This is a genomic window from Paludibacter sp. 221 (assembly GCF_010501035.1).
GTDB lineage: Bacteria > Bacteroidota > Bacteroidia > Bacteroidales > Paludibacteraceae > QVMH01.
In genome coordinates this window covers 14,289-30,600 of record NZ_QVMH01000007.1, presented here as the reverse complement: position 1 = coordinate 30,600, position 16,312 = coordinate 14,289, and the positions used below count along the sequence as shown (strand labels likewise).

Annotated in this window: 13 protein-coding genes; 3 read left to right on the top strand and 10 right to left on the bottom strand. The window is 37.2% G+C overall.

The genetic code is table 11. From position 1 onward, the window contains the following. Window positions 1-87: 87 nt before the first annotated feature. The 3 genes from D0T49_RS02950 to D0T49_RS02940 are packed head-to-tail and all read left to right on the top strand — an operon-like array spanning window position 88 to window position 3,422. On the top strand, window positions 88-1,215 hold the full coding sequence (locus D0T49_RS02950) for a hypothetical protein (RefSeq protein ID WP_163629095.1): 1,128 nt from the start codon (window positions 88-90) through the stop codon (window positions 1,213-1,215). Further along, entirely contained in the window at window positions 1,212-2,783 is a 1,572-nt protein-coding gene (gene nadB / locus D0T49_RS02945) for an L-aspartate oxidase (RefSeq protein ID WP_163629094.1), read from the top strand. The genes D0T49_RS02950 and nadB overlap by 4 nt, the downstream gene beginning before the upstream one ends. Before the next feature lie 21 nt (window positions 2,784-2,804). Further along, entirely contained in the window at window positions 2,805-3,422 is a 618-nt protein-coding gene (locus D0T49_RS02940) for a hypothetical protein (protein ID WP_163629093.1), read from the top strand. 121 nt (window positions 3,423-3,543) lie between these two features. Here the strand turns inward: D0T49_RS02940 and clpX are convergent, their stop codons facing one another. The 10 genes from clpX to D0T49_RS02890 form a co-directional block, all read right to left on the bottom strand. Beyond that, a complete protein-coding gene (gene clpX, locus D0T49_RS02935) occupies window positions 3,544-4,776 on the bottom strand; it encodes an ATP-dependent Clp protease ATP-binding subunit ClpX (RefSeq protein ID WP_163629092.1) in 1,233 nt (410 codons plus the stop codon). A gap of 152 nt (window positions 4,777-4,928) precedes the next feature. Then, a complete protein-coding gene (gene clpP, locus D0T49_RS02930) occupies window positions 4,929-5,612 on the bottom strand; it encodes an ATP-dependent Clp endopeptidase proteolytic subunit ClpP (RefSeq protein ID WP_163629091.1) in 684 nt (227 codons plus the stop codon). 205 nt (window positions 5,613-5,817) lie between these two features. Beyond that, window positions 5,818-7,173 carry a trigger factor gene (gene tig / locus D0T49_RS02925; protein WP_163629090.1) on the bottom strand — a complete coding sequence of 452 codons (1,356 nt, stop codon included), beginning with the start codon at window positions 7,171-7,173 and terminating at the stop codon, window positions 5,818-5,820. A gap of 318 nt (window positions 7,174-7,491) precedes the next feature. Beyond that, window positions 7,492-8,982 (bottom strand): hypothetical protein, encoded by a 1,491-nt coding sequence (locus tag D0T49_RS02920; RefSeq protein WP_163629089.1) that lies wholly within the window; start codon window positions 8,980-8,982, stop codon window positions 7,492-7,494. 49 nt (window positions 8,983-9,031) lie between these two features. Continuing rightward, entirely contained in the window at window positions 9,032-10,342 is a 1,311-nt protein-coding gene (locus D0T49_RS02915) for a carboxypeptidase regulatory-like domain-containing protein (RefSeq protein ID WP_163629088.1), read from the bottom strand. 4 nt (window positions 10,343-10,346) lie between these two features. After that, complete coding sequence (locus tag D0T49_RS02910) at window positions 10,347-11,651, bottom strand: carboxypeptidase regulatory-like domain-containing protein (RefSeq protein WP_163629087.1); 1,305 nt, start codon at window positions 11,649-11,651, stop codon at window positions 10,347-10,349. 26 nt (window positions 11,652-11,677) lie between these two features. After that, window positions 11,678-12,430 (bottom strand): DUF5683 domain-containing protein, encoded by a 753-nt coding sequence (locus D0T49_RS02905; protein ID WP_163629086.1) that lies wholly within the window; start codon window positions 12,428-12,430, stop codon window positions 11,678-11,680. A 92-nt stretch (window positions 12,431-12,522) separates the two neighbouring features. Continuing rightward, on the bottom strand, window positions 12,523-13,176 hold the full coding sequence (locus D0T49_RS02900) for a hypothetical protein (protein ID WP_163629085.1): 654 nt from the start codon (window positions 13,174-13,176) through the stop codon (window positions 12,523-12,525). Window positions 13,177-13,223: 47 nt separating this feature from the next. Then, the gene (locus tag D0T49_RS02895; RefSeq protein ID WP_163629084.1) at window positions 13,224-14,816 is read right to left on the bottom strand and encodes a tetratricopeptide repeat protein; all 1,593 of its coding nucleotides are present in this window, start codon (window positions 14,814-14,816) and stop codon (window positions 13,224-13,226) included. Between the two features lie 29 nt (window positions 14,817-14,845). Further along, entirely contained in the window at window positions 14,846-16,033 is a 1,188-nt protein-coding gene (locus tag D0T49_RS02890; RefSeq protein ID WP_163629083.1) for a murein transglycosylase domain-containing protein, read from the bottom strand. Window positions 16,034-16,312 lie beyond the last annotated feature (279 nt).

Genomic DNA, 16,312 nt, shown 5'->3' with positions numbered 1-16,312 from the left:
TTTTGCAAGAGAGAATCATGGTAATTCATATTTAAGTTGTCTTAATTATTGATTCTGGTATTTATTAATTAATACACAAACTAAAAAATGGGAATTATTATTCGTGAGGTTAAGACAAATAAAGATTTAGAAAAGTTTATTCGGTTTAAATACACGTTATATAAAAAAAATAAATATGCAGCTCCGCCGTTATTCATGGACGACCGTCTGAATTTGCGGCGCGACTTGAATCCTGCATTCAAATTTTGTGAAGCAGCTTACTTCTTGGCTTATAAGGATGATAAAATTGTAGGACGAGTTGCTGCAATAATAAACCCTGTAGCAAACGAAAAATGGGGAGTAAAACATGTAAGGTTCGGATTTATCGACTTTATTGACGATGAGGAAATATCCAGAGCATTACTCGAAACGGTAGAAAACTGGGGAGAATCAAAAGGCATGAATGCCATTCACGGACCGCTTGGCTTTACCGACCTCGACCATGAAGGTATGTTGGTGGAAGGATTTGATAAGAAAGGCACTTTAGCTACTATATACAATTACCCATACTATCCGGTTCACATGGAAAAACACGGGTATGTAAAAGATAATGATTGGGTAGAATACCTTATTACCGTCCCCGAAGTGTTTCCTGAAAAGTATTTCCGTATTGCTGAAATAATAAAGCAAAAATACAACCTGACACCAAAACGGTTCAAATCGAAAAAAGAACTGGTAAAAAAATACGGTAAAAAAGTTTTTGAGCTAATAAACGAATCGTACAAGGATTTATATGGCTATTCTGTTCTGAACGAAGAACAGATTCACTTTTATATCAAACTTTATCTTACTTTCATTCGTTTAGATGCTATATCAATTATTATAGATAATAACGATGATGTAATAGCGTTGGGCATTTCGATACCCAGCCTGACAAATGCTTTACAAAAAGCAAAGGGAAAGTTATTCCCCTTTGGCTGGTTTTATTTGCTTAAAGCGCTATATTATAAAAATGACACTATAGATTTGTATTTAATGGCTGTCAGACCCGATTATCAAAACAAGGGTGTGAATTCCATCATGTTTGCCGAACTAATGCCTAATTATGCGAAAAACGGATATAAACATGCTGAAAGCAACCCTGAATTGGAAGATAACACCAAAATGTCGGCACAATGGGGCAGCTTTGAATACGTACAACATAAACGCCGTCGTGCATATACAAAAAAGATATGACATACAAATATGATTTCTTAGTTATTGGTGGTGGTATAGCAGGAATAAGTTTTGCCCTGAAAGCAGCCACCTATGGCAAGGTAGCATTACTTTGCAAAACAACGCTTGACGAATCGAATACTTCCTTTGCCCAAGGAGGAATAGCATCTGTAACCTACCAGCCCGATAATTTTGAAAAACATATTGAAGACACGCTGATAGCAGGCGATGGACATTGTTATCTGCCCGCAGTAGAAAAAGTAGTACGCGAAGCACCGTCGCAAATTGAGGAGCTACTACGCTGGGGAGTGGATTTCGACCGCGACGAAAAAGGCTGTTTCGACCTGCACAAGGAAGGAGGACATTCCGAGTTTCGCATTTTGCACCATAAAGACAATACCGGATACGAGATACAGCAAAGCCTGATACGCCAGATAAAAAAACATCCTAAAATAGATATTTTCGAAAACTTTTTTGCTATCGAAATCCTGACACAGCACCATTTGGGGCAAATTGTAACCCACCACACTCCCGATATTGAATGTTATGGCGCGTATGTGCTCGACCAACGCACCAACCATATACATACCTTCCTGTCAAAAGTAACACTCCTTGCCACAGGTGGAATAGGCAGCGTATACCTGACTACTACCAATCCTGAAATAGCAACAGGCGATGGCATTGCGATGGTACATCGTGCCCGTGGCGTGATAAAGGATATGGAATTTGTACAGTTTCATCCTACCGCACTGTACCATCCGGGAGAAAAACCGACATTCCTAATCACCGAAGCCATAAGAGGCTATGGGGCAGTACTCCGTACTCAGTCGGGTAAAGAATTTATGCAAAAATATGATGAACGTGGGTCGCTCGCACCGCGCGACATCGTGGCACGTGCAATAGATAATGAAATGAAGACCCGTGGACACGATTATGTATATCTGGATGTAACCCACAAAAATGCAGAAGAAACTAAAGCACATTTTCCGAATATATATAAAAAATGTCTTGAACTGGGCATCGATATTACTAAAGATTATATCCCCGTATCGCCAACGCAGCATTATCTGTGCGGAGGTATAGTGATCGACCTGAATGCACGTACTACCATAAATCGCCTGTACGCAGCCGGCGAATGTTCGTGTACCGGACTGCATGGTGCAAACAGGCTGGCATCCAACTCATTGATAGAAGCTATCGTATATGCCGATGCTGCTGTAAAAGATTCTGCAAAACTGCTGGATAAACTCACTTTCAACGAAAAAATTCCGGCATGGAACGACGAAGGCACATCGTCGCCCGAAGAAATGGTGCTTATTACCCAAAGTTTCCGCGAGGTAGAACAAATAATGAGTACTTATGTGGGAATTGTACGTTCAAACTTACGTCTGACACGGGCAATGAAACGTTTGGAAATCATTTTCAGAGAAACCGAAGATTTATTTGAGCGTTCAGTAGTGTCGCGCGAAATATGCGAACTACGCAATGTAATAAGCATTTCATACCTTATAATAAAACAAGCACTTCTGCGTAAAGAAAGCCGCGGGCTTCACTACACGGTAGACTATCCTGAAAAAAATAATTCATAAAACAACTTATTACTTTATATTATGAGAAAAACTAAAAAATTAGTCCTGTTTTCATTCATGCTACTCTCTTTTGTCGGATGCGAAAAACTTGAAACACCCGAAGTTGAGTGCTGGGAATTTACCGAATCGGCTCCTACCGGAAAAGTGAGTGAAATAGAATCTGAAAAAGAACAGAAATCGGGTTTTACCCTTACCGGAAACTGGATGCGACTGATAGTTCCTATGAATATTGCTAAATCAGACGAAGTAGGAACTATCTCTCCTATTGACAACTTTATAGCTTCGGATGCAACAAACAGCCATCAATTTGAAAACACAGATAAAATTAAAAAACTACAAGTAGAATATAAAATCAGCGGTAAAATAAAAAAGACTGCTACTGAATACCCTGCCACCATTAGTTTAGTGATAGAAAAAGCTGATTGCGAAAGCGAATTTACCACAGTATATCAGGGAACTAAAATAGCATTAACAAATGAAGAAATAGAATTCAACTATACAGGTTCCTTAGCTGTAGAAGAAGCTAGAAAAATAAAAGTTTTCCTGATGATTAACAGCATATCCACTGATTCTAAAAAGACTTTACAGTACGAGATAGTTGCTAACGGGGGCAACTTCCTTAAAATAACTGATTTATAATCAATCGAGTAGGAGAAAACTATTTTTGTTTTCTCCTACTCGATTTGATATGCCAGAGCAAGAAACAGGGCAGGAAATTTAAAATCCCCTGCCCTGTTTCTTTATTTGATTCGAAAGGTTGTTAAGTACTTTTCAACCTGTTTACATTTGCTTTTTCCAGTTTAGATTGGGCATAACTCAATGTAACAGTTACTTTCTTTATGTTTTTGGATGGAGTTTCGTACATTTTGTCCATCATTATAGTCTCAGTTATAGAACGAAGTCCACGTGCCCCGAGTTTAAATTCCACTGCCTTATCTACGATGTAGTCCAGTACATCATTATTAAACACTAAATCAATACCATCCATTTTGAATAACTTCACGTATTGCTTGATAATAGAGTTTTTAGGCTCAGTAAGGATTTTTCGCAGTGCATCCCTGTCAAGTGGCTCAAGATATGTAAGTACGGGTAAACGCCCGACTATTTCCGGTATCAAACCGAATGATTTCAGGTCTTGTGGAGCAATGTATTGAAGCAGGTTGTTTTTATCAACATCTTCATTCGCTCTTACCGAGTCATATCCTACTGCACGTGTATTCAGCCGTGCTGCTATCTTTTTTTCGATTCCATCAAAAGCACCACCGCAAATAAACAGTATATTTTGGGTATTTACAGCAATCATCTTTTGCTCAGGGTGCTTACGTCCTCCCTGTGGGGGAACATTTACTACAGAGCCTTCCAACAGTTTTAGCAACCCTTGTTGAACACCTTCACCACTCACATCGCGAGTAATGCTTGGATTGTCACTTTTACGGGCTATCTTGTCTATCTCGTCGATAAAAACAATGCCACGTTCTGCTTCTTTTACATTATAGTCGGCAACCTGCAATAAACGGGTAAGAATACTTTCAATATCCTCTCCTACATACCCCGCCTCAGTAAGTACTGTAGCATCTACAATAGTAAATGGTACGTGTAGCTTTTTTGCAATAGTACGAGCCAGTAGAGTCTTTCCTGTTCCCGTGTAGCCAACCATGATTATATTCGACTTCTCAATCTCCACATCGTCGTCGGTTTGCACTTGCATCAAACGCTTGTAGTGGTTGTAAACAGCCACAGACAGATGTTTTTTTGCTTCATCCTGCCCTATTATGTATTGGTCCAGGTACTCTTTTATTTCAGCTGGTTTAGGTATTTCCTGTTTGCTCAGGTCTGATTGACGACTTACAGTAAGGGTATTTTCTTTTACAATATCTGCTGCCTGCATGGCACATTCATTACAAATCTGCGCACCCTCAATCCCTGTTATGAAAAAATCTATCTGAGACTCAGGACGCCCACAGAAACTGCATGTATTTGCTCGTTTTGACATATAAATGTTCTGTATATTTATTACGTTTACAAAGTTAATGAATTATCAGAAAAGTCCGATAGAATCTTTCATTTGATAGTGTTAATTTGAGTAGATTGCATAAAAAACGGGACTATTAATCCCGTTTTTATATAGTTGAAAGATGTTTTATTTTATTTGCTTTTTCTTTCTCTTTGCAATACCCTGTCAATCATACCATAATCGACAGCTTCCTGAGAAGTCATCCAGTAATCGCGGTCTGAATCTTTTTCTACTTGTTCAAATGGTTTTCCTGAATGTTCGGATATGATAGAATAAAGTTCTTTTTTCAGCTTAATGATTTCACGTGCCGTAATTTCGATATCCGAAGCCTGCCCTTGTACACCTCCCATTGGTTGGTGAATCATAACACGTGAATGTTTCAGGGCCGAACGTTTACCTTTTTCGCCGGCTACCAGAAGAACAGCTGCCATAGATGCTGCCATGCCTGTACAAATAGTAGCCACATCAGAGCTGATAAACTGCATAGTGTCGTAGATACCCAAACCATCGTACACCGATCCGCCCGGAGAGTTTATGTAAATAGAGATATCTTTACCGGGGTCGGCAGAGTCTAAGAATAATAACTGTGCCTGAATAATATTGGCTACATCGCTATTTACCTGAGTACCTAAGAAAATAATACGATCCATCATCAGACGTGAAAAAACGTCCATCTGAGTGACATTCAATTGGCGTTCTTCCATAATGTTAGGAGTAATATAATCATTGGTAAAACGAGCATAGTCATCTATCCTAAGACCGTTTAATCCGAGATGCTTTGTTGCATATTTGCGAAATTCGTTGTTATTATCCATAATTTTTAAAATTTAAAATTTCAAAGTTGTTTTACTTTATTTGGCAAAACCTATACCAGAAATTTACTTTAAATCAAAGTGCTTGATGCATTAATATAATACAAACAAAGATATTATTTTTTTGTTCATCTGCATTAAAAACAACAGAGACACGTTGTGCGCGTCTCTGTCAACTATTTTCATAAATATTTAAAACTTAATTTTCCTATTTTGTTTCAAACATTTTATTGAATTCTTCTATTGAAACTTCTTTTTCAGTAATTTTTACCGATTTTTTGACAGTTGCAAGGACTTTGTCTTCTGCCACTTTGTCTACAATGTTTCTTATAGTATCTTCTTTTTTCAGCATATCCTGAGCATAATTTGTCAAGATATCATCTTCGATACCAATCATACCGTATTGAGCAAACTGTGCACGAGCTACTTTTTTGGCATATTCTTCTACTTCGGCAGGTTCTACCTTAATGTCGTTAGCCTTCATCAGTTTATCCTTTGTTAGGTGCCATTTAAGGTCTTCAATCATTTTAGGATAATCTTCGCCCAGTTTTTCAGCGGTCAGCGTTTCATTTGTTGTAATTAACCAACGTTTCAAGAATTCATCAGGAAATTGCACGTCTTTCAGTTTCTTAACCAAAGTATCGCGAGCATCTAAAGCAAATTTATAATCAGAATCTTCTTTTAAATTTACCTGAATACTTTCTTTTATCTTTTCGTGAAATTCGGCTTCTGTTTTCACAATGCCTTCTCCATAAATTTTATCGAATAATTCCTGATTTACCTCTGCTTCGTGGTAACGTGTAATTCCTTCGATAGTTATCTGACACTCCGAGTTGAAAGTTTCTGCTTGTTCTTTAGAGATTTTCAACATAGATGAAACCTCGTTCACGTTTTCATATGCTTTTTTAGGGTCGAATACAATAACATCCCCCTTTTTAGCTCCTACGAAAAGTTTTTTCTGATCTTCATCTTGCATATATGCGGGAGTTAATACAGCACCTTCTACGTGTATTCCTCCGTCTTTCACTTTACCACCTTCAAGCTCGAACAGGTCGCCTTTCACCATATCTTTTTCTTCAACTTCTTCTTCCTGAATGTATTTACCATAACGCCCGGTGTACGCTTTTACCTGATTATCTATCATGTCATCGCTGACTTTGATGTTGTAATAGGTTATCTTATCTTTTTGGGTAAGATTTACATCAAACTCAGGAGCAATGGCTATATCAAATACAAACTCAAAATTCTCTTGCGTATCGAAATCAATTTCAGGTTGCTCTGTTTCATTAGGAAGCGGTTCACCCAAAATATTAATATTGTTTTCTCTGATGTAGTCATATAAAGTTTCCGATACTTGTTTGTTTATTTCTTCGGCAAGTATAGATTTTCCATACATTTTTTTCATCAGATTCATTGGAACCATTCCCGGACGAAATCCCGGCATGTTAGCTTTCTTACGATAGTCGCGTAAAGTTTTTTCCACTTTATCGGCATAATCGGCTTTTTCAATGCTTATCGTAAGCGTTGCATTGTTTTGATCGATTTCTTTTTTAGCAATGTTCATAATAATTATACTGTAATTTTCAGAATATTAACCCGTTCTAATTGAGCGTGCAAAGATATAAAAAAAAGGGATAGGTTGTTACAATGATTGAAAAAATCTGTTTTAAAAAATGAAACACCGGAGAAATAAAAGTACCGGCAATTACTTTTTCTAAATAAAAAAACAAAAAACTACCTTTTACTTTAATTTACAAAACTAACAAGAGAGAGGATTGTTTTAGCCATAACCAAAAATTGAGAGAGATTTTTGTGTATTATGAGAAGATGTGTGGCTAATTATGGTTTGTAATAAAGAAAAGGTAGTTTTTATTGCCCCTGATTATATCTTAATAATATTCATTTTTACATTTTTATATTTGGGCATGGCCTGCCCTACACTCGCACCAATATACGTAGGGTCGCAAACCAAGAATCTTTCATCGTCAATAATCAAATAATCGCCGGCCGTATTGTCGTTAAAACAAACAGCAGTGGCAAGATGCGCCGGATAATGCAGTAGCACCACTTCTAAACCCAATAAATCTTTGACCAATACGGCATATAGTATGGCGCGGTCTTCGCAATCGCTATACGGATAAAAGAATGTTTCATCCGGAAAGAGAGGGCGTTCGTAACCAAACTGCTCTTCGTCTGTCTGGTATTCAAATGCTGTCTGTACAAAGTTTATCAGCATATTGGCAGCATCTTTTTTACTTTTTCCCTTTATAGCATTTCTCAAAACAGGATATAATTCGTTTTTAATGGTTTCGCTAAGCGATGCTTTAGCATAAAAGCTCCAATGTGATATAGGATAATCGTTGTAAAAATCTATTAAATTTTGATTTGTACAAATGTTGGTTTTTATCTCAGGATAATGCTTTGACGCAAAATATCTTTCTTTAGTTGGTATAGCATCTAATTTAGGTAGTTTATCCATTTGCAGCGACATACGTTTTTCATTCGGATAAGTAACTGTACATATTTCTAAATTTCCCCGAAAGGATTTATCCAAAACAAAATACTTTTCGTTGTCTATGCTAATATATGAATATCCATATAAAGTATGTTCGGATGGGAGCAATAGCAGCAAACGGTTGTTACTACGTGCTATGCGCACCTTGTACCCCGACTGTGTGAGAATATACATTTGCAGCAGCGTAGCTTCGTTTGACGCAGCTGAGTTATAAAAGGATTCAGACATATCTTTTATCAGTTGTATATATGCCCAATCGCACAAATCAAGCTGTTCTCTTAAAACTAAACAATCGGCAATTGTATTATCTAAAGAAGAATCAGACAGTTTTACCCATGTTTTGGCTATTTCTTCTTCTGTCAGGTTTTTCAATGCAAATTGCCGGGAGTTATGCCAGTTTACAGTACATTCTGTATTATAAAATTTAAAAATATAAGGTGATGGTGTATGAGAGTCGACATGTATAACCGGTTCTATTGGTTCGGGGTGTATGTAAGGTTTTCTCACACCAATTATGCTATCCGGAGTCAGTAGGTTGTTTGTTGGGGTATATCCCTTTGGGGCTACAGGAGGAGTAACAAAGTCGGGCAATTTAGGCATAGCTATTGCCGGCGAAGAGCTATACCTCTCCCACGATTGCCTCATAAATTCGGCATACTCTTTATTGACTTTGTCTCTGAAACTACAATAATTAGTATCGGATTTTTCCTTAAATTCGCTTTGCTTTTGATTACTATTCTTTTTAAAATCCTCGTAGCTTGAGTTTTGAGCATTAGAAGATAGAATGAAGGAAAAAAGAAAAAAGAAAAAGTATATTTTTTTGCTGTTTTCCAATCTATAGTGACTTAAAATACTCATGGTTAAATTAATTTGTATTTTTATTACGAAAAAAAGCAGAAAGTAGGCTTTATAGCCCACCTTCTGCTTGGTATATTTGCATTACTTCCAATTCGGTTAACACCCTTGTGTTATAAATCCGCAGATTATCTATTTGCAACCCTGATATGGATGGAAAAAGCAAACTGTTGTTTATTGTGTTTTCACCACCCAGTACAAATTTAACACCTGCATTATAATCATCTCCGCCAATATAGAAACGCTCCGATACTACATCTGCCATTTCACCGTCGATATACAGGCTGGTTGTTATATAATCGCTTTTTGTTTTTCTACAGTCGGATGTTAGTGTTATCATGTGCCAACTGTCGTCGGTAATGTTTTTATGGGAGAAAGAAGGTGTATAAGTATAGTAATAACTAACCACACCGAATTTTAATTTCCCATCATGCATATTCAGATTAAACGCACTATTACTTCCACCTGCCCCTACATGAAAAATATGCCCGTCGGCTATTCCTTTTACCCAAAATGATATGGAAAACAGTTCTTTGTCAATCATACCTTCGGGAATGTTAAGGTACCCGTCGTTTTGCAATTCCAGAGCCTTAGAGCCATCGGGCGAACCGGTTATATAATTGCCTGTATTTATTATACTACCATTCTTTCCTTTTCCAGATATCAGGTTTTTTGTATCGCTCTCGAATGTGTAATACGCATACATCCCATTACGAACTACATTCGAAGCATTTCCCGGATTTGTACTGCCATTCACACTTACATATATAGGAACATTTCCACCGTTGGATACGACTGTAATAGTTGTACTTCTTTCCGCATTTTCCGGTATTTTAGTGCGGTCGATACGGATGGTTATAATTGCTACACCATTTTCCTGAATCTTTCCCTGAGCCGGAGATACACTTACAATCCAATCTGCATTATAATCTACATACCACTCCAACGTTTCCTTACCAATGTTTTTTAGCGTCACCGAAAGACTTTTGTTATTTGTTCCGAAATACGCATTAGGGTTCTGTATCTCAAGTATGCCGCTACCCGGCGTAAGCGGTATGTCGCATTGATTAATTTCTCCGGCATACACGGTAACTCCCTTTGTGTTGCTCTGGTAATTAGTAGACATGACCTGTACGGTATATTGCCCCGCCGACAGGTTTTTAAACTCATAACTGCCGTCGCTTCCGGTATTGGTGGTATTACCGCCGGGCAACAGTTTTACGTTTGCATTACGGATAGGCTCACCTGTTACCGTATTGGTTACAAAACCCCGTATATCCCCGTACAGGTTTACCTCGTTTTTTGTACAGGCTGCGTTCAATATCAATAATGATATTAATAATAATTTAAATATGTTTTTCATTGCTTTAATTCCCTTTTTCTGCATTATATATTTGTTTTATCTCTATGTCGCTCAAAACACGGGTATTATATATCCGTAAATTATCTACAGATAGATTAGATGATAAAACCGTGTTTTTCTTAATTTTAGCATCTCCTCCAAATATAAACTTCACTCCTGCACCATACGTAGTATAATACGGGCGTTCGGAAAGGACATCGGTATATTCTCCATCAACATACAGTTTATTGACTGCCGGATCGCGAACGGAGCCGGTATCCATTTTATTTTCAGAAGTTATAGTTATCATGTGCCACTCATTATCAATTATGTCGGCATGTGTGAAAGTTTCGCTGCTATATGTATTATCTATAATGAAAGACAGCATATTATCTCTCATAGTCATAGTGAAAATTGCAGTATTATCCGAACAACTTACACTAAAGATGTGCCCATCTTTAAAACCTTTAGCCCAGAAAGATACTGAAAATCGTTGAGTATCAATCAGGCTTTCGGCTATATTGATATAACTTTTCCCATTAAAGAACATTGCTTTGGAACCATCAGGTGCACCTGTAATATAATCGGGATTACTTATGGCTACAGCATTAATATTACCTTCTATCAGATTCTTAGTATTATCCTCGAATGTATAATAAGCGTATAGTCCGTTGCGAACTACATTGGAAGCGTTTCCCGGATTTGTACTGCCATTCACACTTACATATATAGGAATATTGCCTCCATTAGAAGTTACATTAATAATAGTGCTTTTTTCCGTATTATCCGGTATTTTAGTACGGTCGATACGGATGGTTATAATTGCTACACCATTTTCCTGAATCTTTCCTTGAGCCGGAGATACACTTACAATCCAATCTGCATCATAATCGACATACCACTCCAACGTTTCCTTACCAATGTTTTTCAGCGTCACCGAAAGACTTTTGTTATTTGTTCCGAAATAAGCATTAGGGTTCTGTATCTCGAGCATGCCGCTACCCGGCGTAAGCGGTATGTCGCATTGATTAATTTCTCCGGCATACACGGTAACTCCCTTTGTGTTGCTCTGGTAATTAGTAGACATGACCTGTACGGTATATTGCCCCGCCGACAGGTTTTTAAACTCATAACTGCCGTCGCTTCCGGTATTGGTAGTATTACCGCCGGGTAGCAGTTTTACGTTTGCATTACGGATAGGCTCACCTGTTACTGTATTGGTTACAAAACCCCGTATATCCCCGTACATGTTTACCTCGTTTTTTGTACAGGCCGAAAAACCAACTGATATTAATACACTTAAAATAAGTAATTTTAAAATCCCTCTCATTTTTTTTAGATTTAAATTATTTGAAATTAAAAATTAATAGCCAATCCTATTCCCGCATAGTCAGGAGCAATTACCGGAACAAACGAAGTGTCTTTATTCCATCTTCTTGCACCGGGAGCTGCTACTGCGTCTATCAGATTGTACAGATACAAAGCGGCTGCTCCGCCAATGCATATATTACGGATATTCTCCATATTGTCGGCTTTGTTGGCATATGTCTGGATATGGCTAACATTACGCGTCTCTCCTATTTTCTTGATATAGCTTGCACGCATGCTTTCGGTGGCAATGATTCCACCTGCAAGTAAAACCTCGCCTCCTAATATGCACAGACCTTTAGCTGTACTGCCTTTATACATCTGCCCCCACCCGGGAACAATGGCCGAACGCCATAAACCACGAGCACCATATTGGGTAGTAAAAGACAAATTCTCATATTCTACCTTATCGGGATTGTAAGCCACTTCGAACAATACCCAACAGTTGTAATTGTGATACCCTCCATCTTTTTCAAAAAAATCATCAATGGGCTTGAATGATAATTTTAACTTAGGCACATCAATTACATAAATGTTTTTATAATCATTTTTCTCCGAAGTAGAAGTTGCTATTACGCTTGAGATTTCTTTACCCGAAACATACACTCCCTCGGCTTTTGCTATATCGCTCACTAAGGCAACTATTGCGTTCTCACGTGCTTCCTTTTCACTGTTTCCCTGTCCACGGGCTACCCTGAAATAATAAGAACTGTTAGTTGGCTTAGGCAATTCTTTTGCCAACCATACAGGGTGTATTTTAGAATAGTTTTGTGCCTGCAACAAACAGTTGCAAGCACAAAAGCAAATCAATAATAAAAAGATATATTTCTTTATCATTTCCTGTCGAACCCTTCGTTTACAAATTCTGATACCTTATTTGCGTAATCTTGAGCAAGTTTACTTTCTTCTAGCGCTTCTTGCATTGCTTTCTTTCTCATTTTGGCGGCTCTGTCTTCGTTTACAGTGTATAATATGCGGTATTCGTTTACATCACCTTTTTTGCGAACAATGCTGTAACTTTCGGAGATTACACCTTTCTTTATTTCAGCCCCTACAAGACGCTCGTAAGCAGCATAAAAACGGTCAAATTCTTCTTTTGCCTTAGGGTCGGCCGCATCGCCAAGTATGTCGGAGTTTACACGTCCGCGCACGTAAGAAGATGCTCTATTTGCGTAATCAATCGCTGCATTGTTGAAAGCCATTTGCCTGCAAACGTTTATCGAACGGCAGTTGGAAGCTACGCCGGGCAATTCCTCAAATACTTTTTCGCCTTCGTCGTTCTTTTTATTAAGTTTATCATAATGTTCCAATAGAGCTACTTCGAGTGTTTTTGAACTCGAATCGAGTTTCCAGCCATCTTTTTTGTATTCTTTTATTTTTTGCTTGTACATCTTTTGGCTTTCTTTTTCCAGTTGCTTGTTGTATTGTCCGAAACTTAAAGATGAAACACTTATCAACAAAGAAAAAATCAATAAAATCTTTTTCATAATAAATTAATTTTTAATTATTTATAATCTAATTTCTATTTTTATATTCACGAAATAATAAACAGTAAAACAACGGTATAGATGAGAATCAATCCTGCCAATGTAAACGGAATAAGTTTTTGGCGGTTTAATTTGTGCTGTGCATTGACCAAGGCACGGTTGCAATAAATAAGGCTAAAGATAAAAACTACAGCCATAAACAACGGAAATATCCCTTCGATAATAGCAAGGAGTAAAAACAATCCATAATATATCATCAGAGCAGCCACTAATGGAAAAATAACAAACCGCTGTAATAACGGCATAATAATACCGCCTGTCATACTTTCTATTACATCGTCGTTACGCTCATACTTCTTGTTTCCAAAACCATCTTCGTAAACATTGTAAGATTGGTATGAGCTTGTCTTTTCGCGCAACATCAGGAAAAAGCCCACAATAAATAGCGGAACAGCCATCCACGACTGGAAATAATTTGGATTCATATTAAAATTAAGGCTTCCTCTGAAAAGAGCAAGAGCAGCATAAGCCACAGCAACCACAACCATTACAATCATGGCTGTTTTCTTTTTCGAAGCAAATTTTTTCGACGCTTCTGACCCTGGCATAAAATCGTTGCCATAACCAAATTCAAACAAAAATTCATTGTACTCAGAGTTTTGTCCTAAATAATAGAATATAGATAACCCGGCTTTATTGTTTATAAACAACGACAGCAAGGTAATGCCGTAAGCTATAAAGTTCATTAAAATACCATAAGCGAATGAATAGAGTTCCATATTGACAGTGATGATGGTCAGAAGCCATGTAACCAATAAAAGGAGTAAGGAAGATAGCATGGAGACGAAGAGGAATTTTATCCCGCTTTCTTTCCACATCAATATCATTACAGCGGCAATGATATTGCTAAGACAGATCGCTGTTAATACAATATTTTTTATGTACGAAATAAAAGTAATTTCGTATCGTGAATAGCCATCTATAATGTCGATAGTATCTATGATGTTAGTTACAATAAAGTATCCCGAAACTATAATAGATAGAAACAAAAGTATAGTAGCAATAATACTACGTTTGAAATACGGTTTTTCTATTTCTCTGTTCCCATTTAAGTTATAATTTTCTTCAATGTATTTAACGTTGTATAAAGCATCATCTTCGCCCTGACCGGCTGCTATACGCGACCAATCTAACGCTTTTTTAAGATTCTTTTTCACTCCTATCCCGTTCAGATACATATATCCTAATATGCTCTGACCATACATATTACCCTGATTAGCCGACAAGGTGGCATAATATGCTGCTTTCACAGGTTCTTTAGTACTTCTTAGTTTTATCTTTTTATTCTGTCTTTTTCTCTCTTTATCTTCGTCTCCATTGAGATAAAGCAGAGCCAAATTTGTTTGTGCTACATTATATCCTCCATCGGCTGATTTTTTGTAAAATTCAATAGCCTTTTTCCGGTTTTTTTCTACAAATTCGCCTTTTTCGTAAAAATAGCCTAGTTGGTTTTGAGCTTCGAGACTCCCCTTTTCGGCAGCTTCATTCAGATATTGCAATCCTTCACTAATATTGGGTTCCGGACTATTAAGCAATTCCATCCCTTTCAGATAAAGTTCTTGTATTGATAGTTCTGTCATAATAATTGTGTATATGTATTATAAAAACATTATTTTGCTTGCCATGCCGCATACTCTTTCATTCTGCGGTGTACTTTCTCTACATAGTCCTGCGTTTCTTTATGGGGCAGGTTTTTGCGCAAGTGGGCATATAGCTTATCAAAATCGTACTCATTGATCTTTGGGATGGCATTTTTCACATTTACGTTTCCTGTAAAAGAGCGGCTTACATTCCCCGCTCCTGTATTATATGCTGCAATAGCACACAGTATCCGGCAATCTTCTTTCTCAACCGATTTGAACAAGTTAAGAAGTATTCGCAGATAAGCCGTACCCAATTCTATATTATTAGTAGGGTTGTACAAGAAATTTGGTGTGGGATTTTGTTTTACTTTGTACACATAGTTATACGCATCATGTCCTCCCGAATGTGGCACAAGTTGCATTAGTCCGTATGCCGGAACGTGCGATTTAGCCTTGGGATTGAAGTGTGATTCGGTATGAATAACCGCATAAACCAGCGATGGAGCGACATTATATTTTTTAGAATACTGGGTTACGTCATTTTTATAAGTTTCGGCCTTTGTGCGTATGTGGTCGGGAGCCAAAGGCAATGATACAACAACGATGCTTTGCTTTTTTCCTTCTACCTCTTGAATTACCGGTTTTATTGTTTCCGCAATTTCCTTTACAGCTTTTTTCTCGTTTTTTTCGGTTATTATTTCGCCGCTTGGACTTAATAGCTGTCCGATTAATACTGGTTTATCCGACAAGCTCTTTCTTACCTCAAAATTGGTATTATAGTCTTTTGTAGTACCTTTATTTTCAATTAGTTCTGTTACTTTGTTTTCTATCTTCTTTTCAATAGCTCCTGTATTTTTCAGTTCATCATTGTTTACAATAATTTCTATCTTAGCTTCACCTTTTTCAAAATCGACTATGCTACGGCTTTTCATATCATCGCTATACTCTACCCAGTCTTTGCTGGTGCTTATGGCAAAATTATTTTCTCCCCATATTTGTTCCACTTGTTTTCTGAAAGCCTCATTAGCTTTTCTTTCTGCTTCGACAAAAGCTTGATACTCTATTTCATGAGAGTAGCCAAAAGCATTAAATATACTATCCTGTTCCTGAATGAAACGTTCGTAATCGTTTTGGATATTATTAGTTTGAGCATTTGCCATTAAAGAAAACAAGCAGACAAAAAAGCAAGTATTCATCCGTATATTTTTTTTCATAATGAGTGTAATTTTAATTTATTTGACATAAAGAACACAGATAATTTTTTATATGTTATCTGTATTCTTTTTGTTCCAATCCTTAAATTTATATAGAACTAATTGAAGTTTTGCTTACCTCAACCGAGACTACATACAATAGTGTAGTATATGTGGTGCAAACTTATAAAAACACATCTTAAAAAATTGGTACAAATCGGTACAATTTACTTGTAACTTAAAAACTAACGAAGTGTTTATTCCATTGATTTTGTATTAGTTACACAGCTGTTAAACAAA